We start from the raw sequence: 20,985 nt of genomic DNA, 5'->3' as shown, positions 1-20,985 counted from the left end.
AAACACCTTATTTGGCATCGTACCAAGTATCGCCATAGTTACTATCCACAATTAGAGGCACGTCCAATTCAACGGCGGATTCCATCACTTGTGGCACTAATTCTTCCAGGCGGGCGATTTCTTCTTCGGGCGCCTCGAAGATCAGCTCATCGTGGACTTGGATGAGCAGTTTGGCTTGGAGTCCTTCCTCTTCTAGGGCAGCCTCCATTTTCAACATGGCTAGCTTGATAATATCAGCGGCTGTCCCCTGGATTGGTGTATTCATGGCTGTCCGTTCGGCGAAGGACCGTACGTTAAAGTTGCGCGCCTTAATATCAGGCAGGTAGCGGCGGCGGTGGAAGAGGGTTTCCACATAACCCTTCTCGCGAGCGGATTCCACAATCTCATCCATGTAGACCTTAACCTTGGGGAAGTTATCGAAGTAAGAATCAATGAAGGCCTTGGCTTGGGGCCGGGAAATATTGAGGTTCTTACTGAGTCCATAGTCGGAAATCCCATAGACAATCCCGAAGTTTACTGCCTTGGCATCCCGGCGCTGATTAGGTGTTACATCTACCTCGTCAATGCCGAGAACGCGGCTAGCCGTGGTCCGGTGAATGTCCCGGTTCTCCTTGAAGGCCTTCTGCAAGTGCTCATCGCCTGAAATATGGGCGAGGACCCGGAGTTCGATCTGCGAATAGTCCGATGAGAAGATCTTCCAACCCGGTTCAGATGGAACAAAGGCTTGGCGGATCTTCCGACCGTTCTCTGTCCGAATCGGAATATTTTGCAAGTTCGGGTCTGCCGAAGACAAGCGCCCCGTAGTGGTCAGGGTCTGGATAAAGCGGGTATGGACTTTGTGGTCCTCTTGGATAAAATTCTGAATGCCCTCGATATAAGTCGATTGCAACTTAGCCAGCTGGCGGTAGTCCAAGATTAAGTCGACGATCTCTGCCTTGCCCTGTAATTTCTCCAATTCAGATTGGGCTGTCGAATAGTGGCCGGACTTGGTCTTTTTACCAGCAGGCAAGCCCATCTCTTCGAAGAGGACATCGCTCAATTGTTGGGTAGAATTGATATTGAATTCATGGCCAGCTTCTTGGTAGATGGCAGCTTCTAGGTCATCCAGCTGGCCTTCGATCGCTTCATGCATGGCTTCTAGGGTGGACCGTTCGACCCGGATGCCGCGAATTTCCATGTTAGCCAAGACCAGGGCCAGGGGCAGTTCCATATCGCGGTAGAGTTCTGTCATCTGGTCTGCTGCCAGGCGTTCTTTGGCTATGGGCACCATCCGGCAGATCACATCAATCTTCCGGGCGAGATGGTCGTGCATCTGGCTTTCATCTTCTGGAACGGCCTGCTTTTTGCCCTTGCCGTAGACCATTTCGTCATAGGCCAGATCATCGATTCCGAATTCACGAGCCGCTTCCGCTAGGTCATTGGAATTATCCTTGGCATGGACCAGGTAGGAAGCAATCAGGACATCTTCTGATACCCCCTTGAAGTCGATCCCTTCCCGGGCCAACATCACCTTGGTCCGCTTGGCATCGAAGACCTGCTTGGTGCGACTTGCATCTTCCGCCCATTCTCGGAAGGCGGACGACGCTAAGGCCACTTCTTTGGGCAGGACATAGACCTGGTCAGAATTCCCCAATGCGAAGGCAATGATCTCCCCTTGGTGGTAGTTCTTGACAAACATTTCACCATAAAAGGCCATCTCTTCCGCTTGAAAAATCTCAGCCGTCACTTGGTCTGCTTCTGTCAAAACTTGGTAAGGAATGTCCCGAGCTTCCGCTTGGACTTGGTCCGAGAGATCGGAATCTTCCAAGAGATCAGTCATAAAGCGGTTGAAGTTCATTTCCTTGTAGAAGTCTAGCAGGGCTTCTTGGTCAAGGTCCCGCTTCTTGATGTCGTCGTAGCCAATTTCTAATGGAGCATCGTCTAGGATCCGGGCAAGTTTTTTGGATAGGAAGGCGGCTTCTTTGTCCTTAATGAGGTTTTCTTTGCGCTTTTTGCCGGAAACCTTATCAATATTGTCGTAAACGCCCTCCATAGACCCAAATTCGTGGAGGAGCTTGAGGGCTGTTTTCTCGCCAATCCCAGTGACGCCAGGATAATTATCGGAAGAATCGCCCATGAGTCCCTTCATGTCCACAATCTGTTCAGGAGTGATTTGCCAGTTTTCCTGGATTGAAGCGGGCGTATATTCTTCCAATTGGCTGACCCCGCGCCGAGTAATGTCCACGCGGATATTGTCGCGGGCCAGCTGAGTCAGGTCTCGGTCACCCGAAATAACCACCACATCGAAGGTCTCTGGATCAGCCTGTAAGGCCAGGGTCCCGATAATATCATCGGCTTCATAATTAGCCAGTTCATAATGAGCCAGACCGAAAGCATCTAATAAGACGTTAAAGAAAGGCATCTGCTCCCGGAATTCATCCGGCGCACTCTGCCGGCCGCCCTTGTAATCATCGTACATCTCCGTCCGGAAGGTGGTCTTCCCCGCATCCCAAGCCACCAAGGCATGGGTCGGTTCTTCCTTATCCAAGACCGTCTTCAGCATGGCATGGAAGGCATAGAGGGCATTGGTATGCAAGCCATTCTTATTGACAAAAGAATCCAAATTTTGAATAGCATAGAAGGCCCGAAAAGCCAAAGAAGAGCCATCGAATAAAAGTAATTTATTTTTTTTAGTCACTGTTTACATCGCCTCCATCAACACGCTTCAATTCACTCGAATCAATAATTTTGGGTTGGTCAGTCAGGGCTTCTTCGGGCGGAAGGACCATCAGCATGGCATCCAAAACCCGGTCCTCCCCGGTGGTTTCGTTATTGCCGATGACATGGATGGTCACATAACCCCGCCATTCCTCAATCCGAATCACTTCAAAATGATAGGTGATGGTCGAATCGTGGCGGATAGCCTTATTAATAGTGAAGTTCATCTCCACCAACATGGAACCCGGCCCCGGGAAATGCATGGAAACCGTCCGCGTAATCGCCCCCATCAAGGCAATCGGCGGAATCACCGTCTCCAGATCAACCTCCTGGTGGGCCTCCTCCGTCTTCAAATAGCGGGGATTAATATCATTGGTTACCCCCATATAGAGGAGAATATCCCGCTCCCGAAAACGCTCCGTCATGGTAAACGTATCCCCCACATCAATCGCATGCAGAGGCTTGCCAAAAGACAAACCATCATCATTATTATAAGCCACCATAACACACCCTCACTTCCTAATTATCTCTATATATTCTATCAAATCCCCAAAAGAAACACAAAAAAACCAGGGTGTGAGGGCGCGCGGGTAGCTTCCTTTCACTGGAGCAAGTCACCAGAGCAGTCTGCAAGACTGCGGCGGAGACTTGTGAAGTGATAAGGAAGCTGCGCGACCGAACCCGACTACACAGGGTGTGAGGGCGCGCGGTTAGAAGTGGAGCTCTGGAGCAAAGCAACAGAGAAGACTGAAAGTCTTCGACGGCGCTTTGTGAAGAGGAGACACTTCTGCGCGACCGAACCCGACTAGACAGGGTGTGAGCAGAGGCGGTAAGAAAGGAATGACTGGAGGCGAAAGGGATAAGAGCGGCTCCAGCCGGTCGTTCCCTTTCGCTGAAGTCACTTCCTTTCTGCATCTGCGAACCCAACTAAGGGTGTGAGAGGATGCGGGAGAAAGGGAGCTCTGGAGCAAAGAGCCAGAGAAGACTGCAAGTCTTCGGCGGATCTTTGTGAAGAGGAGCCCTTTCTGCATCCTCGAACCCGACTAGCCAGGGTGTGAGGGCGCGCGGGTAGAAATTTAAAATAATAAATAACCTAGTAAGGATAATTGCCTCCTTACTAGGTTATTTTCATTCTTAGACCTGGAGCAACTTTCAAATGAGGCTCCATTAGCAAGTAGGATCAGGTTAACTTTCAAATGGAAGCTTTAATAAAAAGTAGCCAAACAAAAACTCCCTAGCTATCCACACGCCTGGATTTCTAGAGAGTTTGTTCAATTGCATGCTAATTAGTCATCGGGAAATTGTTTGTAGTGGACCTTGCGATAGTCTTCTTCCGTCATGATATCGCGGACATTGACATTCACTTCCACAACTTCTAAGCCCGTTGCTTCATGGATGCGTTTGCTGACATTCTCAACAATTTCATCAAAGATCTTAGGGATTTCCTTACCGTAAGCAACGACAATATCGAGGTCCACGGCAACTTCCACATTGCCAACTTCAGCGTTCACGCCGTCTTGGTAGTGGTCCCCTTCTTCATGTCCCTTGTCCTCTTCCTGGTCTTGACCTTCTTTCTCATCCCCTTGGTCGTCATCAGAGAAGCTTTCTTGAGCTTTTTCTTTAACTTGGTCAGCGAAGTTAGCAGCTTGGGACAAAGCCGTATTGAAGGCGTTCCCTTGAGTGGTTAGGACCCCATCGACTTCTAGAACGGCACGGCTCGCAATTGTTTCAATCGCTTGCGCATCAAAATTTAAATCATTTTCTCGTTTGATTTCTTCAGCCATTTTGAATCACTCTTTTCTCTCTTTAATTAACTTGGTAGATTTATGTTTACAATAGCATAAAATCATTGAAATACCAAAGTATAAGCCTTCAAGAAAATCTTGAAAGAGAGCCTTGTCAAAAGTCGCTTATCTAAAACTTAGATGAAACTTTTGTTCCAGACGGTATTAATCCTCTCAGAATTTAAAAATCAAATTCAAAAGCGGAAGGCATGGTCATCCGCCCAATTCTAGAAGAAAAGCCCAGGACCTCTCGTCGCTGGGCATCCTGCTATTCGTAAATCCGCACATCCGCCTTCTCTGCTTCAGGCAGGGCATCACGCAAGGCTTGGATGGTCTGACCCGTACCAGGTAAGACAAAATCCGCTGCAATCTCTGCTATGGGGAAGAGGACGAAGGCGCGCTCTTGAATTCGAGGATGGGGTAATTCCAAGATTTCATGGTCAATGATTTGATCTTCGTAGGCGAGCAGGTCCACGTCAATAGTTCGTGGCCCGTTCTTAATTGTCCGCACCCGGTTGAGATCATCTTCAATCTGCTGGGCAATCCCTAATAAGGCGAAGGGATCGCAGGTGGTTTCGACTTCGAGAACCATATTCAAGAAGTCTGCTTGATCGGCATAGCCCTTGGGTACCGTTTCATAGACATGGGACTTTTGGACAACGGAGGTAGACTCATTCCGGTCCAAAGCCTTAATCGCCCGGTTCAAGAACTCCCGGCGTGGCTCAATGTTAGACCCCAGGGCAATGTAGGCATGGTGGGTTTCAACTGGCATAACAGCTCTCCTTCCTAATGGCGTTCACGGTAAATCTCGACAGCGACTGAATCGTAATGGCCCGGAATCGGTGGATCGGGTTTGGTGACCTTGACCTGCAGGGCGTCCACCAAATCTTGGCTAGCCAGAATCTCATCGGCAATGGCTTGGGCCAGACGTTCAATCAACTTGAAAGGCTCCCCTTCGACAACCCGCTTGACACTGTCATAAACTTCGCCATAGTGGGCACTGTCAGTCATTTGGTCCGTCTGCCCGGCCCGGGTCAGATCCAAGTAGAGGGCCAGGTCAACAATGAAACGCTGGCCGAGCTTGGTCTCTTCCGGAAAGAGGCCGTGGTAGGCATAGAAATTCAAACCATTTAAATAAATGCAATCTTCTTTCACAAGACCCACTCCTAAGCTCGGATCATCGATAGGACTTCTTTACGCAGTTCGGAGTTTTCCTTAAAGCAACCCAGAGCGGACTTGGTTACGGTAGAAGCTCCTTCTTTATGGACGCCCCGGATGGACATGCACATGTGCTCTGCTTCAAGAACGACAAAGACACCTTCCACTTCGAGATTATCAGCAATCGTATGCGCCACTTCTGTTGTGATCTGTTCCTGTAATTGGAGTCGGAGGCTGATATCCTCTAAGATTCGCGCCAGTTTGCTTAAGCCAACTACCTTGTCTGCTCCGGGTACATAGGCAATATGGCCAACCCCGTAGAAGGGCAAGAGGTGGTGCTCACACATGGAATGGAAGGGAATATCCTTGACTAAGACTAGTTCACTATCTTCAGCCGTGAACTGTTTTTCCATGTGTTGGGAGGGGGTTCTTTGGTAACCATCCAAGAGTTCAGCATACATCTTAGCCACCCGTTTCGGCGTTTCCTGCAAACCTTCCCGGTCGGGGTCTTCCCCAATTCCGATTAATAAGTCACGAATTGCTTGTTCAATCTTTACTTTATCCATTTAAATATCATTTCCTAACTTCTTATTGATTAGATTCCTCATGTAGCCCACATAATAGAAACTCCCGAAAATGACTAAGACATCATCCTGGCTTAAATATTTCATCGCTTTATTGAAGGCGTCTTCATAAGAATCAGATGGAACTATTGTATCATATTGTTCAGGGTATATGGAAACGATTTTATCCCTGAGTTCTTGAGCACTTAAAGCTCGGGGCGTATTTGGGCGAACAGTAACAATCTGATCCAAGATCGGAACAATCTCGGCAACTGCATGGGTCACGTCTTTATCCGCCAGCATGCCCATAATGGCAACGATTCCTTGGTCGGGAAAATAGCGCTCTAAGTTGAGCTTAAGCTGACTGACCCCATCTAAATTATGCGAACCATCGACAACAATGGTAGGCTGGTCGTGCATAATTTCAAAACGAGCTTGCCATTTCACTTGGTCCAGGCCTCGGGCAAGCGCTTGGTCAGTAACAGGATAGCCCTGCTGGCGCAAGCTCTCGACAGCTTCCAGGACCACACTAGCATTCTGCAATTGGTGGGCCTCCAGGAGGTTGAGCTGCCAGGTCTGTCCTTTATAACTAAAGACTTGCTTACGGGCTTGGTCGCTAGGCAAGTCTCGGATGTCATCAGGATCAACTTCTAAATACGGTGCGCCCATTTCTTCCGCCTTAGCTTGGATGACAGTCTTGGCTTCAGGATCCTGAGGGTAGGAAATCACGGGGCGGCCGGCTTTAATAATGCCTGCTTTTTCGCCAGCAATTTCGCCTAGACTGTGGCCTAAGATACCGACATGATCGAAGGCAATCTTCATCAGTAAAGTGACTAAGGGAGCCTTCACCAGGTTGGTCGCATCCAAGCGGCCCCCCAGTCCTACCTCCAGAACAACCAGATCGCAATCCTTGTCGGCAAAGATTAACCAAGCCATAGCGGTATAGACTTCGAATTCTGTCAGGTGGAGGTCTAAGCGCTCACAGGACCCCTTGATAGCCTGGGCTGCCCGGATAATCGCTTCATCGGAGACAGGCATCCGGTTGACCATGATCCGCTCATTGAAGGACATGATGGAAGGCGAGGTATAAAGTCCCACCTTATAGCCCGCTTCTTCTAGAATCGTTGCTAGCATCATGGCTGCTGACCCCTTGCCGTTAGTCCCAGCAATGTGGATGGTGGGCAATTGATCTTGGGGATTGCCCAAGTCTGCCATTAATTGAGCCATAGTATCCAAGCCGAGGACCATTTTCCCTTCTTCAGCTAGGGGTAAGAGCTCTTCTAATGTTTCATAATCCATAATTTTCTCCTATTGGTAGTTTTCTAAATAAGTTTGCCCTTCGTGGACAAAGGCACGGACATCTTGGAGGGCTAGCGCGACGCCTTCCTGCCAGAAATCGATCTGGGTCAGGTCAACGCCTAAGTGTTTAGCCGCCAGGTCTTCGACAGTCATTACCGCTGTATCCCTCAAGAGAGCCACATAGCGTTCAGTGAAGTGGTCCGGATCTTTCATCAATTCGGCCAAAATTCCCTGGCTAAAGAGATAACCGAAGCTATAAGGGAAGTTGTAAAAAGGCACATCTGAAATAAAGAAATGCAGCTTGCTGGCCCAGAAATGCGGGTGGTAGCTATCCAGCGCTCCCGCAAAGGCTTCGCGCTGGGCTGACACCATCAGCTGGTTCAGACGCTCTTCCCCCACATAGCCGGCTTGACGTTCACTGTAAAAATTCTTCTCAAAGAGATAACGTGCTCGGATATCCATAAACATGGCCGTCGTGTTCTCCAGCTTGGCGTTGAGCAACTGGAGGCGCTGGCCAGGATCTTTGGCTTCCGCTAATTGACTGCTAGCAATCAAGTTTTCTGCCAAGGTAGAAGCGGTTTCCGCCACATTCATGGCATAGCCCTGCTGCCAGGTCGATAAGTCCCGCATGACATAGGAATGGAAGGCATGGCCTAGCTCATGGGCTAGGGTACTGACATCTTGGGCAGACCCGGTAAAGGTCATAAAGATTCGCGATTCGCCATTGGCCAGGGGCTCCGTGCAATAACCGCCTGGACGCTTACCTGGCCGGTCTTCCGCTTCCACCCAGCCTGCCTTGAGGGCTTGGTCCGCAAAGTCCGCCATTTCTTCACTAGTCTTCCGGAAGTGGTCGACAACAAATTGGCAGGCCTCTTCCCAAGTATAGCGCTGAACCTGGCTGTCATTTAGGGTCAAGGGTGCAGCGACGTCTTGCCAATTTAACTTATCCAGTTGCAATAATTTTTGTTTGGTCTTAAGGAATTGCAGGAGGTCCGGACGAGCCGCATCTACCGCTTCCCACATGGCTCCTAAAGTATGGTAGGTCATCCGGTTCTGGCGCAGAGGCTCCTCGAGAAAGTCATCCCCATGGGCCTTCTGCTCAGTCATCCGGTAGCCTGCCAGGTGGTTTAGAAGGCGAGCAAAAACTGGCCCCATTTCAGTAAAGGCGGCTTCCCAGGCCTTGAAGAAAGCTGCCCGTTTCTTAGATTCCGGATCGTCCAGCATATGGTTCATAGCCTGGCCGACTGAATATGTAGTCTTGCTGCCTTCAGGTTGGATATGGAGGCAAGCAACCAGGCTATCATAGGTCTGGGACCAAGCTTCGATACCATCGCGATCCAAGGCCAAAAGCAAACGTTCTGTTTGCGGGTCCAGGGCCTGACTAGCTTCTCGGCGACGCTCTTCTAAGTGGAAGCGGTAAGGAGCAAGCAAGGGACTCGCCAAGACTTCTTGCCATTCAGCCTCAGACCAAGCAAGGAGCTTCTGGTCAAAGTTTAAAGCAAGCCCATCGAAGCTTTCCAGGAGCTGGCCAACTCGGTCGAGGGCTAAGACTGGTGCCTCAGCTTGGATATCGGTGTCTGCTGCCATTTGGGCAAAACTATCCAGGGTCACTAGTTCCTCTTCCAGGCCCTCCAAGTCTTGGATGAGTTGGTAGAGGGCTTGGTCCGCTTCTTCGCCTTTAGCTTCGAAGGCTTTCACTTTTTTACTTAAAAGTTCTTTTTCAATTTTGGCAGCTTCAAGGCTTTCCTTAAAAGCTGACCCTGCCACCCCGCCTGGGTAGAGGTCGTCGAGCTGCCAAGTGTTTGGATAAGTCATTGAATCCTCCTTAATTGTTGTTTGTGCGCTTAAACTAATGGTAAGTGTTTCTTGAAAATTGATTTGATTAGGCTCGCTATTTGCCTTTTGGTCGAAAAGTATGTTTTTTATTGGCATACAGGGGCATTGCGTGTCGATTGATACTTGCTACCTGCCTTTAGAGCCTCCGAGTGCAGAGCGGACACTTACTATCTGTACTCGAACCCTCTGAATGCAAATTGATCACTTGCTATTTGCACTCAGACCCTCCGAGTGCAAATTGGGCGCTCGCTATCTGTATTCAGACCTTCCGAATGCAGACCGCACACCTGCTACCTGTATTCGGGCTCTCCGAATGCAAATAGGCAATGCGCTAGGCAGTTAGAATTATACGCCTACCTTCACACCCTAGTTGGGTTCGGTCGCGCAAAAATAGCTCCTCTTCATAAAAATTCGTCGAAGACTTTCAGTCTTCTCTGTTGCTTTGCTCCAGAGCTCCACTTCTAACCGCGCGCCCTCACACCCTTTCTAGTCGGGTTCGGTCGCGCAAAAGTGGCTCCTCTTCACAAAGCGCCGTCGAAGACTTTCAGTCTTCTCTGTTGCTTTGCTCCAGAGCTCCACTTCTAACCGCGCGCCCTCACACCCTGTTTTTATAATATTTTTTCGCGGATGAGGCGTTGGCAGATGGGGACTAGGATGAGCATGAAGGCGAGGTTGCCTAGGGCGTGGCCAGTGTCGTATGGGAGGCCAGCTAGGTAGTAGGTCCAGAATGGCATGCCTAGGCCGAAGAGGATGAGCATCATGTAGCTGACAATGAGACCGTAACAATAGCCTGCGACTAGGGACCAGGCGAGAACAGCTAGGGGGTATTTAAAGAGGCCTAGCTTCATTAAGAGGTAGCTGATCAGGACGACCGCCCCATAGGCTAGGATCTGCCCCAGGGTCCAAGATCCCATACCGAGGATAAGATTGCTGAGGAGCATGATGAGAGTAGCGACAATTAAGCCCCCTGACAGGCCAAAGAGCGGCACGGCCAGGATAACCATATCCGTCACAGGTTGGACATTAGGAACACCACTGACCAAGACCCGCCCCACCACAGCAACCGCTACCCAGAGGCTCAGATTGGTCAAGCGCCGGGTTAATGAGAGCTGCTGAAAATTTGGATAGCGGACCAGGTCTAGGTCTAATTTAGGTATTTTCATTTTTGTTTTTCCTCTTCTACTTTAGAACATATTTTTGATACTTTCAATATTCTTCAATTCGATGCCAATGGTCCCATCCGGATTATTCTTAATCTCCACCACTTCAGGGTCATTGAAGAGCTCAAGGGGAATGGTCAATTCGATGCCATTATCGAATTTAAGTTTTTGCCGCTGCATCTTGGCCGATAACATGTCTGGGCTGGCAGCTTGTTGGTGGATCATTCCCATTTCTTCAGTTTCCCGCAAGTAAGTTTGTTTTTGGCTGATATTGTCGCCGTAGAGCTGGTCAGCCAGTTTGCGGTTATCGAATTCTTGGTCGTCATAAACCGCGTGGTAGAGAATATCCTTAGCCTCTGCCAAAGCTTGGTAGTCTGCTTCATTATAGTGTTTAGCCGTCTTTTCAACGCCTTTTCTTATAATTTTAATGTTTTCATTCATATTGAGATTGGCTTCGATGCCCAAAAAGACTTCGCTCAAATAAGGCATCCGCTCGCCCGTTTCTTCCATCAAATGATTTTTTTCAATCAGGAAGTACTCGCTTGTCGTAGGGCAATAGAGGAAACCCTCATCAATGGCTTGTTTGGCCTTGGGCAGGATGGACCGGTGGACAATTAAATCATTGCGCAGGACCTCCTCATCCGTGGCGACGAAGTGGGTAAAGGATTCATTGTGGTTCAACTTGAACATCCCAACGAAGGGAAAATCATTGAGCACAAGCGATACCCAGAGCAGGTCTGCCGGTGGGATGTCCGGATTTAGGCGTAGGATCTGGAAGAATTTAGAGGTCATGGGTCGGGTCGTTGCTTGGAAGTCCCTAGCCAGGCTCTGGAGATTCTCATAGATGGGTGCTGTTTCAGGAATCACACCATTCTTCTGCTTGCCTGTCTGCATGACCTGGTTCACCTTGCAGTCGACATAGTGAATAATCGTCTCATCCCGAAAGTCTAAAGCCGCTTGGGAGAGGATGGGTTCACTGGTGTTGACATCGTATATATGGAGGATAGCATCCCGAATTTGAATCATGGTCTTCCCTCTTTCTAGATAAATTACACCCCTTCATTTTAACGAATTTACAGCTAAAAAGCGAATCAAATTCGCCAGGCTCGAAGCAGGACCCCTATCCGATTTTATGCTATGATTGAAGTAAAATTAAAGGAGGCCAACGATGTCAATCGAAGCAGTTTTAAATTTTTGGTTTGAAGAATTGGGCCCGAAGAAGTGGTTTAATGGTGGCCAAAGTGTCGACCAAGCTATTGCCGACCGCTTTATCCAGCTCCACCAGGAAGTCAAAGATGGTGAGCATGCAGATTGGCGGGAAAGCCTGCGCGGACGCTTAGCAGAAATTATTGTCCTGGACCAGTTTTCCAGAAATCTCTATCGGGGGAGCGACCAAGCCTATGCCCAAGACAATATGGCGCTCGCCCTGGCCCAAGAATGCATCCGGCTGGAAGACCTCTCTTCGCTCAGTCCAGAAGCCCGCTCTTTCATCTACATGCCCTTCATGCACTCCGAATCCCTCGTCATCCACGACCAAGCCATGGAACTCTTCTCCTCAGAAGAAGCCCTAGCCAACAATCTAAAGTATGAAAAAGCCCACTATGAAATCATTGAAAAATACGGCCGCTACCCTTACCGCAACGAGGCACTAGGTCGGAAAAACACACCCGAAGAAGAAGAATATTTGAAACATAATAAGGGTTTCTAAAATACCAAGTAAGATAAGCCCCTCCATTAGATTTTTTGCTGATGGAGGGGGTTTCCTATTCTGGGATTTTTTGTGGGGGCTACTTGCTAATGAAGACGCTATTTGAAAGTTAGGTCGGTTCTACTTGCTAATAGAGCTCCTATTTGAAAGTTGGCACGGTTCTACTTGTTAATGGAGTCCTCGTTTGAAAGTAGAAGGCCGGCTGCTTACAAATGGAGGTCCCATTTGAAAGCTAGCCCAAGTTTAATAACGAAAATAACCTAGTAAGGAGGCAATCATCCTTACTAGGTTATTTAATATTTTATATTTCTAACCGCGCTACTTCTCACCCTATAGTCGGGTTCGACTTGGCAGGCTTGGAGTGATTTCACAAGTCAGAAACGAGCGAATACTTCGCTCTTATTCTGACTTGCTCCAATCATCCAAGCCTAACCGCCAAGTCTCTCACCCTTTATAGTCGGGTTCGGTTGCGCAGAAGTGGCTCCTCTTCACAAAGATCCTCCGAAGTCTTTCAGACTTCTCTGGATCTTTGCTCCAGAGGTCCACTTCTAACCGCGCTCCCTCTCACCCTTTAACTTAGGGATTATTTCGTTTTTGAGGTAGTCTTTGAATTCGGGACCGGTTTGTTTGTGGCGGAGGGCGTATTGGATGCTGGCTTTGACCATGCCTAGGGGTTCGCCGACTTCGTACCATTCACCGTTAAAAATGAGGCCGTTGACGCCCTGGTCTTGGGCGATTTGGCTGAGGGCATCACTGAGTTCGATTTCGCCTGATAGGGGATTGACTTCTTGTCCTTCTAGGGCGCGGAAGATGCTTTGGTCTAAGACATAGCGGCCACAGATGGCGTACTGGCTGGGGGCTTGGTCCTGAGGCTTTTCAACGACATTCCGGGCTGGCAGCATGCCGTCTTCAGCTTCTTGATCAGGATCTAGGATACCATAAAGTTGGGTCAATTCTTTGTCAATTTCTTGGACTAAGACAGAACTCTTGCCGGTCTTGTTGTAGGCTGCCATCAAGGCTTGAGAAGCTGGTTCTTCGCTCACCAAAATGTTATCGCTCAGCATCAAGAGGAAGGGTTCTTCCCCCACAAAGGATTCGGCTAGGGCAACCGCATCACCAAGGCCCTTAGGATAGTGCTGGCGCTTGAATTGGATGTTCTCTAATGTGGAATCTTGGACCATGGCTAGGAGTTCATCTTTGCCCTTGGCTTCCAAGTTCTCTTCCAGTTCAATATTAGCATCGAAGTGGTCTTCTACCGAGCGTTTGTGACGACCGGTAATCACAAGAATTTCTTCAATGCCAGCTGCTAAGGCTTCTTCAACGACAAATTGAACGGCTGGCTTATCCATAACGGGAATAATTTCCTTGGCCATAGACTTGGTTGCGGGGAGAAAACGGGTCCCTAAACCAGCCACTGGAATAACAGCTTTTCTAATCTTTTTCACTTGCTTGGCTCCTTTCAGCACAGTTTACGGCTCAGTCTCTAACGTGATTTCAAGGCTTCAGCGTAAGCTCGACCATACTTAGGCACATCCCCTGCTCCCATGAAGAGGACAACGGCATTGTGGTAGCCCATGAGTGGTCCCATATCGTCTAAGTTAAGAATTTGCACAGGCTTGGTCACTTTGGCAGCCAGGTCTTCACTGGAGACTTGGTGGGTATCCTGTTCGCGGGCTGAAGCGAAGATCTCACACAAGAAGACTTCATCAGCTTGGTCGAGGGCTTGGGCAAATTCATCCATCAAAGCCAGGGTTCGGCTATAGGTATGGGGCTGGAAGACGGCAATGATTTGCTTATCAGGATAGCGCTGCTTGGCGGCGTCTAGCGTGGCTTTAATTTCTGAGGGATGGTGAGCATAGTCGTCCACCAGGGTCATATCAGCCACTTCCGTCACATTAAAGCGTCGTTTTACGCCCGCAAAGCTTGACAGGGCTTCTTGGACCTTATCTGCTGGAAATTCTTCCAAACAGCAGAAACCAATTACAGCCAGGCTATTGAGGATATTGTGCTCCCCGCAGCCCTTGATCCGAAACTGGCCGTAATGCTCACCTAGAACTTCTACATCAAATTGGCAGCCGGTCGTATCGCGGACCACATGATGGGCGACAATATCATAGTCCCCGTCAATGCCGTAGTAGAGCACATGGTCCTTGTCCGCTAATCGTTGGAGATAAGGGTCATCCCCGTACATGATGGCTTTCTTTTGCACCTGGTTAGCGAACTGGCTATTAGCATCAAAAACCTGTTCAATATTTTGGTAGTAGTCGGGATGGTCGAAATCAATATTGGTAAAGATAGCATAGTCGGGTTCATAGGCGAGGAAGTGTTCCCGGTATTCATCCGCTTCTAGGACAAAGTATTCTGCCTGCTCATCGCCATAACCTGTGCCGTCCCCAATTAGATAAGAGCTGGGAACATTGAGGGAGAGGACATGGGACATGAGCCCAGTGGTTGAGGTCTTGCCGTGCGAGCCGGTAATGGCCACACTGGTATAATTCTTGATAAATTGTCCTAAGAACTTATGGTAGCGGGTAACTTTTAACCCGAGCGCCTCAGCCTTCTTCACCTCAGGATGGTCATCGGGGAAGGCGTTGCCTAGGATAATTTCCATACCTTCATGAATATTATTCGGATCGAAATCTAAGATACGAATATCTGCCGCTTCTAAACCTTGTTGGGTAAAGAAATAGGTCTCCACATCTGAGCCTTGTACCTTATAGCCTGCTCCGTGTAAAACGAGTGCCAGGGCACTCATCCCTGAACCCTTAATTCCTGTGAAGTGATAGATCGTTTCTTTATTCATGGTTATGCTTATCTCCTGTTCCTTGGTGTTTCGAATAATAAGGGGTCTGCTCACTGTCCTCATCGCTCAGGCCAGCAAAGACACTCCCCTTGGCGTAGCGTGGTCGCTCTTGGGCCATAATCGCTTTAAAATCTCGGTTAAGGCCCCCCTGACGTGGCTTGGTCTGGGCCGGCTTCTGTTCACTCGACTTAGCCGGTTGACTAGCTGCCTTACGCGTAGCATTGGCTTTGTTTAGCTGCTGGCTAACCGAATTTGACTGGGCCTTGGTCCTCCCCTGCCTTCGCTTCTTGTCTCGTTCATGGTCATTTTTTTCCGAGCTCTGGACTGCATGTGACTGGGCCTTCTGCTGGATCGAAGGGACTTCCGAGGGGCGAAAAGGCCGCCGGAATTGATAGTTCTCGTAAGCGCGCAAGTCTCGCCGAATCTTCTCATAGCGAGCTTCCCGGTCCTCATCCCGGTAGAGGGCATAGTCTTGCTGGCCCTCATGTTGGCGATTGGGCCGGCGATGATTCGAAGTTGGCCTTTGTAAATTATTGAGCGGCTGTTGGCGGGCCTGGTCGAAGCGGTGCTGGCGTTTAGCTTCCTGTTGATGGCTTTGAGGGGTCCACCAATTCTCATAATTCTGTGGCTGACGATCGCGCTTCTGCTCATTGAGGTCAGACCGCCAGTTCATATAATTTGGAAAGTAGGGTTTCTTCACGTCATCGGCTAAGAGCTTGTCGTCCTTCTTTTGGTAGAAGGGCTGAAAATGCTCTTCACGCTCACGCTTCAACCGTTCATCATTCCATTTCAAGGCTCCCCCTCCTTAGCTTCTTAGGTCTCTTCTAATCGGTCGTTAAACTTGATAGGTCAAGTTCTGAAAATGGTGTTCCAATTGGCACATCGTCTTTAATTTCAATAATGCCTTGGAGCTTATGTTCAGGGTCAACGCCCAATTCATAAGCTGAACACAGCATACCTGAACTCTGCACGCCGCGCAATTCGCTTGGCCAAATCACCAAGCCATCTGGCATCACGGCACCCGGCAAGGCCACAACTACCTTCATGTCTTGGTGGACATTGGCTGCCCCACAGACAATCTGATAAGTTTGGTCTTCGCCAACCTGGGTTTCCGTAATATGGAGATGGTCCGAATCCTCATGATCAACGCAGGACTTGACATAGCCCACCACAATCGCTGGGTCATTATTGGTACTGATTGTTTCAAAGCCCTTCTCATAGAGCAATTGATTAAGGGTATCGAGCTGCTCATCGCTCAAACGAACTTGGCCTGAGCCCTCTAATTTAATATAGTCAGAGATGGAATGGAAGTTATAGCCCATGGTATTATCCGTCTCTTTGTTATAAATCCGTGTAATTCCTGCAATAGTTTCCGTTGCAATTTGGTCTTTTTGTAATTGGCCGCGTGTCACCATCAAGACATCGCCGACGCCCTTCGGATTGTAAAAACAGATCCACATGAATAATTTGCTCCTTTTCTTCATTTACTGGCAGCACTTGCTGCCTTGCTTTGGCTTCATCCCTAGATGAAAAAATAGTCTAGTTAATTTCTAAACTAGACAAGCCTTCTCAATATAAAGCATCAGATCATTCCTTTCAAATTATATACTTTTTACCTAAAAAAGGCAACGCCCCTCCATCATAGGCTGGAATTATTCAAGAAATTCGCCAAATTTCAGCTTTCCTAGACTTTCCATCTGTTAGCGTTTTAATTTAAGCTTTTTCTTGCTATAATAGGACTAATAGAAGAGAGGAGTGTTTCTTTTGGTATTTGATTTAAAAGATAATTTAAAAAATAAGGCCTATGCCCTAGCTGGTACCTTATTCGTCTGTGGCGCTGTCATTGGGGCTGTCTCGACTGCCCTCTACATCGATAGCCGGGACAAGAATGAACGGGCCAAAGTAGACGGTCAGAGCGTGATTGAAGAAGTCAAGGCCCTCTTAGCTCAGGATGGCGAGATTGAAGGCTCTTGGATTGAACTCCAACCCCTGAAGAAAGAACGCTACGGCCAAGAACAAGTGCTCTACTTCGGTGGCGTCTCTCGCCAAGAAAAAGGCCACTTAGTCCAATATGAATTCATTGCAGACGCCCAAAGCGGTCAAATCATCGACCTCTACCAAGTTTAAAAACAAAGAAAAGATTTTAAAAAAAGTTCTTGGTTTAAAAAGAAGCAGAAACTTTTGTACCAGCCTCTTCCCGCATCAATAAAAAAGTTCGGCAGTTAAAATGCGCCGAACTTTTTTGTGTTTTATTTAACTTTCATGTTGAGGATAGTAAGCCTCCAAACGATAAATCGGCTGGCCCTTAGCCGCAAACTTCTCCTCATACTCCGTCATGATATTGCCTTCAAAATCACTGGCATGGAGGTCTAACCAAACTTGGCGGAAGGCCATGCCGTATTGGGACATACTGGCCAAGGAATATTCAAAAAGTCCCTGGTTATCCGTCTTGAAGTGGATCTCCCCTTCTGGCTTGAGGACTTCCTGGTACTGGGCTAAGAAATTAGGGCTGGTCAACCGGCGCTTGGTGTGGCGGCGCTTAGGCCAGGGATCAGAGAAATTCAAATAAAGACGGTCTAGGCTGCGGGCTTCAAAAAAGTTGGAAATCTCACGGCCATCTGACCGAATAAAGCGCAGGTTAGGCAAGGCTTGGTCTTCATCCAAGACCTTCTGCAAGGCCATGACAAGGACGTCTGAATACATCTCAATCCCTACATAGTTAATCTCTGGATGGGCCTTGGCCATACCAATCAGGAATTGGCCCTTGCCCGTCCCCACTTCCACGTGGAGGGGCTGGGCCTGGTCAAAGACCTGGTCCCACTTGCCCTGGGCCTGGTCTGGTTCTGGAATCACAATATTAGGGTAATCCTTAATCATATCGATTGCCCAAGGTTTATGTCTTACACGCATAGTGCGCCTCCTTATATCTCTTTCAATCCTAGATCTATTTCTCAAATGCTATCTAAGTAGCTACAAAAGCTAGCCTTATAGCCTCTCTTAATGACAAAATAAAAGCGGGCCAAGCGCTCTAAAAGAACCTGCCTGCTTCTATTCCGATCTAAAGTTAATACTGGTCTTGGAAATACCGGTTATCGTAAATATGTCTCAATTTTAAAATTGCTTCATTGACATCCACTTGCCGATCCTTGCGGTAGCTTTCCTTAATTAAGAGTAACAGATTAATTAAAGCAAACCACTCGATCCGCAGATAAGAACTTTCATCCACCTGGAGGCCATAGCGCTCCCACCAGCTCTCCCAGTCTTCACTCGGGATATATTGGACAAGAACCTGGGTCAAGTCCGAGATGGGATCCGCAATCCGAACCGATTCCCAGTCGACCAGGTAGAGGCGGTTCTGTTCAGATAGTAAGAAATTCTTACGGTTGAGGTCGCCGTGGCAAACCGTCTTAAGGGATTGCTTAATGAAGGGAGCGGTCTCTTCTAAATAGGTCAAAACCTCATTCAAGAGGCTATGGGAAGCCAAGTGGTGGTGGAGCTGGTCTTCATAGTCAGCGATAAAGTCGCTGCACCCCCATTCCTGGCCCCCAATCTTCACTAGCATCTTATAGAGATGGTCCGAGTGTTGGTAGCGATGGATGAGCTTGATAACCTGGCTTTGGTGCATCTCTTGTTCCGTCAGAGTGTGGCCGCGCAGCCATTCTTGGGCCGAGAAGGTGTCTCCCGTACTGGTCCGTTTTGACCAGATCAAGCGCGGCGTAATTCCCTCCATGGAGAGAGCAGCAAGGAAAGGAGAAGAATTGCGCTTGAGGAAGACACGTTCCTGCTTATGGGTGCCCATGAAAGCCTGGCCCGTATCCCCACCAATCGGATGCAAGGTCCACTCCTTGTCAAATTGATATTCCAATGCTGTTCCCTCCTTTTTCTTTAAGATGATTTTCCTTTCTCAAACAGCGAAAAAGAAAAACTAAAGCATTCATTATTGTAGTCATTATTTTCCATATAGTCAATCATTTCGTTGGATCTTTTAGCTCTTTCTACCGCGCCGACGTCCTGTCTTTTTCTTTTGGAGCCTAGCCGATAAGTAGAAACGGATAAAAAGAAATTCTAAGATGAGACCAGCCACTAGGTAGAAAGCAGCCAGAAGCCCAAAACCTGCTAAGAAGAGAGCCAGACTCAAAGCGAGCACTTGGAATGTGTACACTTGCCAGAGTAAGCTTTGGAAGGCCTGGTGCCCTGCTTCTTCTGCTTCTGGGTAAATCTTCAGCATAGTCTGCCCCTGCTTGAGGCTAGCCAGGGGTAAGAGTTGGAAATGGCTAGCGTAATTTAAGAGGAGGAAGACGAAGAGGCTTAAAGGATGTTTAGGAAGGGTGAAGGCCAGTAAGAGGCTCAGCAGGGTCAAGCGCCGCCAGATAGGAAAGAGGTCCGTCGACCGCCAAAAACTGCGGCTATAGAGATAAGCATGGGCAGAAGGCGCCTTAGTCAAGGGCAGGGTCAAACCATCGAGATAGGCCCGGCGCTTGGTCTGTTTTTTGCCAGCTTTTAAATCGACGAATAAAGACAGGAAGGCAGTCATGGCTTGCTTACTCTGTCCTTCGCTCACGAGGAGACTCTGCCAATCCCAGCGGTCGCCCCAAGTCAAATGACCGCCTTGCCAAAGACAGAAAAGAGTCGCCAAGCCCAAGGCCCAAGCAGGATGGTCGGTAAAGGCTAAGAGATAGGTCAGGAGGGGGAATACCAAGCCTAGCCCATTTGCTTGCTTGCCTTGGTCCTGGAAGCCACGGATTGTCCTCATCAGACTCGCCGCCTTCAAAAGCACAAAACTTGCGCCGAGAGCTAAGACTTCCCAGCCTGTCCAGTGCTGGCCCCATTTAAGATAAGGCCAAGCAAGCAAGCAGACCAGGGGTGCCAGCAAAGCTTGTTTAAGAAGTGATGACTTGAACGCTTCTTTAAAATAATACCGCCATTCCCTTTCTAGGGGCAGGAGGAATTGGATATCCGCCTCTTTTAGATAGGTCCTAACCCCCCCTGCCCAAGTCAGCAGGGTAAAGGCTAGGACCAGGATGCCATCTGCAACCAGATCCCTGCCTTGGAGTTGGTGGACCCAGGTTGAATAATTGAGTGAGAGGGCCCCAACAAGGAACATCAGGGCAATGACAAAGTGGTCATTAAAGATATAGCGACTGTAGTGGAGAAAATCTTGAAAGGCTTTTTCTTGACGTTTTTTGAAGAGTTCTTTCAAATTTAACCCTCCCTTGCCAGTTGGATATAGAGTTCTTCTAGGCTAGCCTCTTCTTGGCCGAAGACCTGGCGGATGTCTTCCAAGCTCCCCTGGGCGCGCAAATAGCCCTCATGGAGGAAGAGGAAGCGGTCGCAATAAGATTCTGCATTGGCGAGAACGTGGGTAGACATCAAGACCATGGCCCCAGCTTCCCGCTTGGCCTCCAGGATTTGGATAAAGTCATGGGTAGCTAAGGGGTCCAAGCCCAGGAAGGGTTCATCAATAATATAGAGGTCAGCTTCAACCATCATGGCACAGACAATCATCAATTTCTGCCGCATCCCCTTAGAGAAGTGCTTGGGCATCCAATCGAGTTTCTCATCCAGGCGGAAAGTCTTCAACATGGGCATGGCTCGGTCTAGAATTTCCCCCTTTTCGATCTGGTAGGCGAGGCCAATCATATTCAGGTGTTCGCGCAGGGTCAGCTCATCATAGATCATCGGCATCTCCGGAATATAGGTGAAAGCCTGGCGATAGGCCCGGTTATCTTCTTCCAAAGTCTGGCCATTAAGACGGATTTCTTCGCTCTGAGCTTTAAGTAGGCCAATAATATGCTTGATCAGAGTCGATTTGCCTGCCCCGTTCAAGCCAATCAGGCCGATAATCTCCCCCGCTTGGATATCAAAACTTATGTTATGGATGACGGGCCGGTTGAGATAACCGCCTGTCAGCTGCTTAACGCTGAGACTCATCTTGTCTTCCTCTCCTCTTTTTTCAATTTAAGTCTAGTTTATCAAA

20 protein-coding genes are annotated in these 20,985 nt (G+C 48.6%); 2 read left to right on the top strand and 18 right to left on the bottom strand.

What is annotated here, in order from left to right:
- Positions 1 to 7: 7 nt before the first annotated feature.
- The 10 genes from polA to QP339_RS05005 form a co-directional block, all read right to left on the bottom strand.
- On the bottom strand, positions 8 to 2,677 hold the full coding sequence (gene polA, locus QP339_RS05050) for a DNA polymerase I (RefSeq protein ID WP_284910652.1): 2,670 nt from the start codon (positions 2,675 to 2,677) through the stop codon (positions 8 to 10).
- A complete protein-coding gene (locus tag QP339_RS05045) occupies positions 2,670 to 3,200 on the bottom strand; it encodes a hotdog family protein (RefSeq protein WP_070617165.1) in 531 nt (176 codons plus the stop codon). The genes polA and QP339_RS05045 overlap by 8 nt, the downstream gene beginning before the upstream one ends.
- 783 nt (positions 3,201 to 3,983) lie before the next feature.
- Positions 3,984 to 4,481: an Asp23/Gls24 family envelope stress response protein gene (locus tag QP339_RS05040; protein ID WP_284910651.1), complete on the bottom strand. Its 498-nt coding sequence runs from the start codon at positions 4,479 to 4,481 to the stop codon at positions 3,984 to 3,986.
- A gap of 268 nt (positions 4,482 to 4,749) precedes the next feature.
- Positions 4,750 to 5,253 (bottom strand): 2-amino-4-hydroxy-6-hydroxymethyldihydropteridine diphosphokinase, encoded by a 504-nt coding sequence (gene folK, locus QP339_RS05035; RefSeq protein ID WP_284910650.1) that lies wholly within the window; start codon positions 5,251 to 5,253, stop codon positions 4,750 to 4,752.
- Positions 5,254 to 5,267: 14 nt separating this feature from the next.
- Positions 5,268 to 5,636: a dihydroneopterin aldolase gene (gene folB, locus QP339_RS05030; RefSeq protein WP_284910649.1), complete on the bottom strand. Its 369-nt coding sequence runs from the start codon at positions 5,634 to 5,636 to the stop codon at positions 5,268 to 5,270.
- An 11-nt stretch (positions 5,637 to 5,647) separates the two neighbouring features.
- Positions 5,648 to 6,205 (bottom strand): GTP cyclohydrolase I FolE, encoded by a 558-nt coding sequence (gene folE / locus QP339_RS05025; protein WP_070617154.1) that lies wholly within the window; start codon positions 6,203 to 6,205, stop codon positions 5,648 to 5,650.
- Complete coding sequence (locus QP339_RS05020; RefSeq protein WP_284910648.1) at positions 6,206 to 7,501, bottom strand: bifunctional folylpolyglutamate synthase/dihydrofolate synthase; 1,296 nt, start codon at positions 7,499 to 7,501, stop codon at positions 6,206 to 6,208.
- 9 nt (positions 7,502 to 7,510) lie between these two features.
- Positions 7,511 to 9,316: a M3 family oligoendopeptidase gene (locus tag QP339_RS05015; protein WP_284910647.1), complete on the bottom strand. Its 1,806-nt coding sequence runs from the start codon at positions 9,314 to 9,316 to the stop codon at positions 7,511 to 7,513.
- A 629-nt stretch (positions 9,317 to 9,945) separates the two neighbouring features.
- Entirely contained in the window at positions 9,946 to 10,500 is a 555-nt protein-coding gene (locus QP339_RS05010) for an ECF transporter S component (protein WP_284910646.1), read from the bottom strand.
- 21 nt (positions 10,501 to 10,521) lie between these two features.
- On the bottom strand, positions 10,522 to 11,523 hold the full coding sequence (locus QP339_RS05005) for a nucleoid-associated protein (protein ID WP_284910645.1): 1,002 nt from the start codon (positions 11,521 to 11,523) through the stop codon (positions 10,522 to 10,524).
- A 142-nt stretch (positions 11,524 to 11,665) separates the two neighbouring features.
- On the opposite strand from QP339_RS05005, the gene QP339_RS05000 reads away from it, so the two are divergent.
- Positions 11,666 to 12,205, top strand: coding sequence for a DUF924 family protein (locus tag QP339_RS05000; protein ID WP_284910644.1), 540 nt, complete (start codon positions 11,666 to 11,668; stop codon positions 12,203 to 12,205).
- 548 nt (positions 12,206 to 12,753) lie between these two features.
- On the opposite strand, the gene QP339_RS04995 is transcribed toward QP339_RS05000, so the two are convergent.
- Genes QP339_RS04995 through ytpR form a run of 4 tightly spaced genes read right to left on the bottom strand, consistent with a single transcriptional unit; the run spans position 12,754 to position 16,468 of the window.
- Positions 12,754 to 13,650 carry a UTP--glucose-1-phosphate uridylyltransferase gene (locus QP339_RS04995; RefSeq protein WP_284910643.1) on the bottom strand — a complete coding sequence of 299 codons (897 nt, stop codon included), beginning with the start codon at positions 13,648 to 13,650 and terminating at the stop codon, positions 12,754 to 12,756.
- 38 nt (positions 13,651 to 13,688) lie between these two features.
- Positions 13,689 to 15,008 carry a UDP-N-acetylmuramate--L-alanine ligase gene (gene murC / locus QP339_RS04990; protein WP_070620007.1) on the bottom strand — a complete coding sequence of 440 codons (1,320 nt, stop codon included), beginning with the start codon at positions 15,006 to 15,008 and terminating at the stop codon, positions 13,689 to 13,691.
- Positions 15,001 to 15,801 carry a hypothetical protein gene (locus QP339_RS04985; protein WP_284910642.1) on the bottom strand — a complete coding sequence of 267 codons (801 nt, stop codon included), beginning with the start codon at positions 15,799 to 15,801 and terminating at the stop codon, positions 15,001 to 15,003. Before QP339_RS04985 ends, murC begins: the two co-directional genes overlap by 8 nt.
- 31 nt (positions 15,802 to 15,832) lie before the next feature.
- A complete protein-coding gene (ytpR, locus tag QP339_RS04980; protein WP_070620012.1) occupies positions 15,833 to 16,468 on the bottom strand; it encodes a YtpR family tRNA-binding protein in 636 nt (211 codons plus the stop codon).
- A gap of 304 nt (positions 16,469 to 16,772) precedes the next feature.
- On the opposite strand from ytpR, the gene QP339_RS04975 reads away from it, so the two are divergent.
- Positions 16,773 to 17,135 (top strand): hypothetical protein, encoded by a 363-nt coding sequence (locus tag QP339_RS04975; protein WP_067975236.1) that lies wholly within the window; start codon positions 16,773 to 16,775, stop codon positions 17,133 to 17,135.
- Positions 17,136 to 17,261: 126 nt separating this feature from the next.
- Here QP339_RS04975 and trmB read toward each other — a convergent pair whose 3' ends face one another.
- The 4 genes from trmB to QP339_RS04955 all read right to left on the bottom strand — a co-directional run bounded on the left by trmB (position 17,262) and on the right by QP339_RS04955 (position 20,939).
- Positions 17,262 to 17,918 carry a tRNA (guanosine(46)-N7)-methyltransferase TrmB gene (gene trmB, locus QP339_RS04970; protein ID WP_284910641.1) on the bottom strand — a complete coding sequence of 219 codons (657 nt, stop codon included), beginning with the start codon at positions 17,916 to 17,918 and terminating at the stop codon, positions 17,262 to 17,264.
- A 154-nt stretch (positions 17,919 to 18,072) separates the two neighbouring features.
- Positions 18,073 to 18,873 carry a phosphotransferase family protein gene (locus QP339_RS04965; protein ID WP_070620020.1) on the bottom strand — a complete coding sequence of 267 codons (801 nt, stop codon included), beginning with the start codon at positions 18,871 to 18,873 and terminating at the stop codon, positions 18,073 to 18,075.
- Positions 18,874 to 18,993: 120 nt separating this feature from the next.
- Positions 18,994 to 20,208 (bottom strand): ABC transporter permease, encoded by a 1,215-nt coding sequence (locus QP339_RS04960; protein ID WP_284910640.1) that lies wholly within the window; start codon positions 20,206 to 20,208, stop codon positions 18,994 to 18,996.
- A 2-nt stretch (positions 20,209 to 20,210) separates the two neighbouring features.
- Entirely contained in the window at positions 20,211 to 20,939 is a 729-nt protein-coding gene (locus QP339_RS04955) for an ABC transporter ATP-binding protein (protein WP_284910639.1), read from the bottom strand.
- Positions 20,940 to 20,985: the final 46 nt, after the last annotated feature.

The organism is Aerococcus sp. UMB7834 (assembly GCF_030215145.1).
Taxonomy (GTDB): Bacteria; Bacillota; Bacilli; order Lactobacillales; family Aerococcaceae; genus Aerococcus.
This window is presented reverse-complemented; position numbering and strand designations above follow the sequence as displayed.

Coding starts and splice junctions, on each gene's coding strand:
- murC (WP_070620007.1), bottom strand. CDS start 15,008: ATGAATAAAGAAACGATCTATCACTTCACAGGAATTAAGGGTTCAGGG.
- QP339_RS05045 (WP_070617165.1), bottom strand. CDS start 3,200: ATGGTGGCTTATAATAATGATGATGGTTTGTCTTTTGGCAAGCCTCTG.
- QP339_RS05000 (WP_284910644.1), top strand. CDS start 11,666: ATGTCAATCGAAGCAGTTTTAAATTTTTGGTTTGAAGAATTGGGCCCG.
- QP339_RS04955 (WP_284910639.1), bottom strand. CDS start 20,939: ATGAGTCTCAGCGTTAAGCAGCTGACAGGCGGTTATCTCAACCGGCCC.
- folE (WP_070617154.1), bottom strand. CDS start 6,205: ATGGATAAAGTAAAGATTGAACAAGCAATTCGTGACTTATTAATCGGA.
- QP339_RS05040 (WP_284910651.1), bottom strand. CDS start 4,481: ATGGCTGAAGAAATCAAACGAGAAAATGATTTAAATTTTGATGCGCAA.
- ytpR (WP_070620012.1), bottom strand. CDS start 16,468: ATGTGGATCTGTTTTTACAATCCGAAGGGCGTCGGCGATGTCTTGATG.
- QP339_RS05010 (WP_284910646.1), bottom strand. CDS start 10,500: ATGAAAATACCTAAATTAGACCTAGACCTGGTCCGCTATCCAAATTTT.
- trmB (WP_284910641.1), bottom strand. CDS start 17,918: ATGCGTGTAAGACATAAACCTTGGGCAATCGATATGATTAAGGATTAC.
- QP339_RS05005 (WP_284910645.1), bottom strand. CDS start 11,523: ATGATTCAAATTCGGGATGCTATCCTCCATATATACGATGTCAACACC.
- QP339_RS05020 (WP_284910648.1), bottom strand. CDS start 7,501: ATGGATTATGAAACATTAGAAGAGCTCTTACCCCTAGCTGAAGAAGGG.
- folK (WP_284910650.1), bottom strand. CDS start 5,253: ATGCCAGTTGAAACCCACCATGCCTACATTGCCCTGGGGTCTAACATT.
- QP339_RS05015 (WP_284910647.1), bottom strand. CDS start 9,316: ATGACTTATCCAAACACTTGGCAGCTCGACGACCTCTACCCAGGCGGG.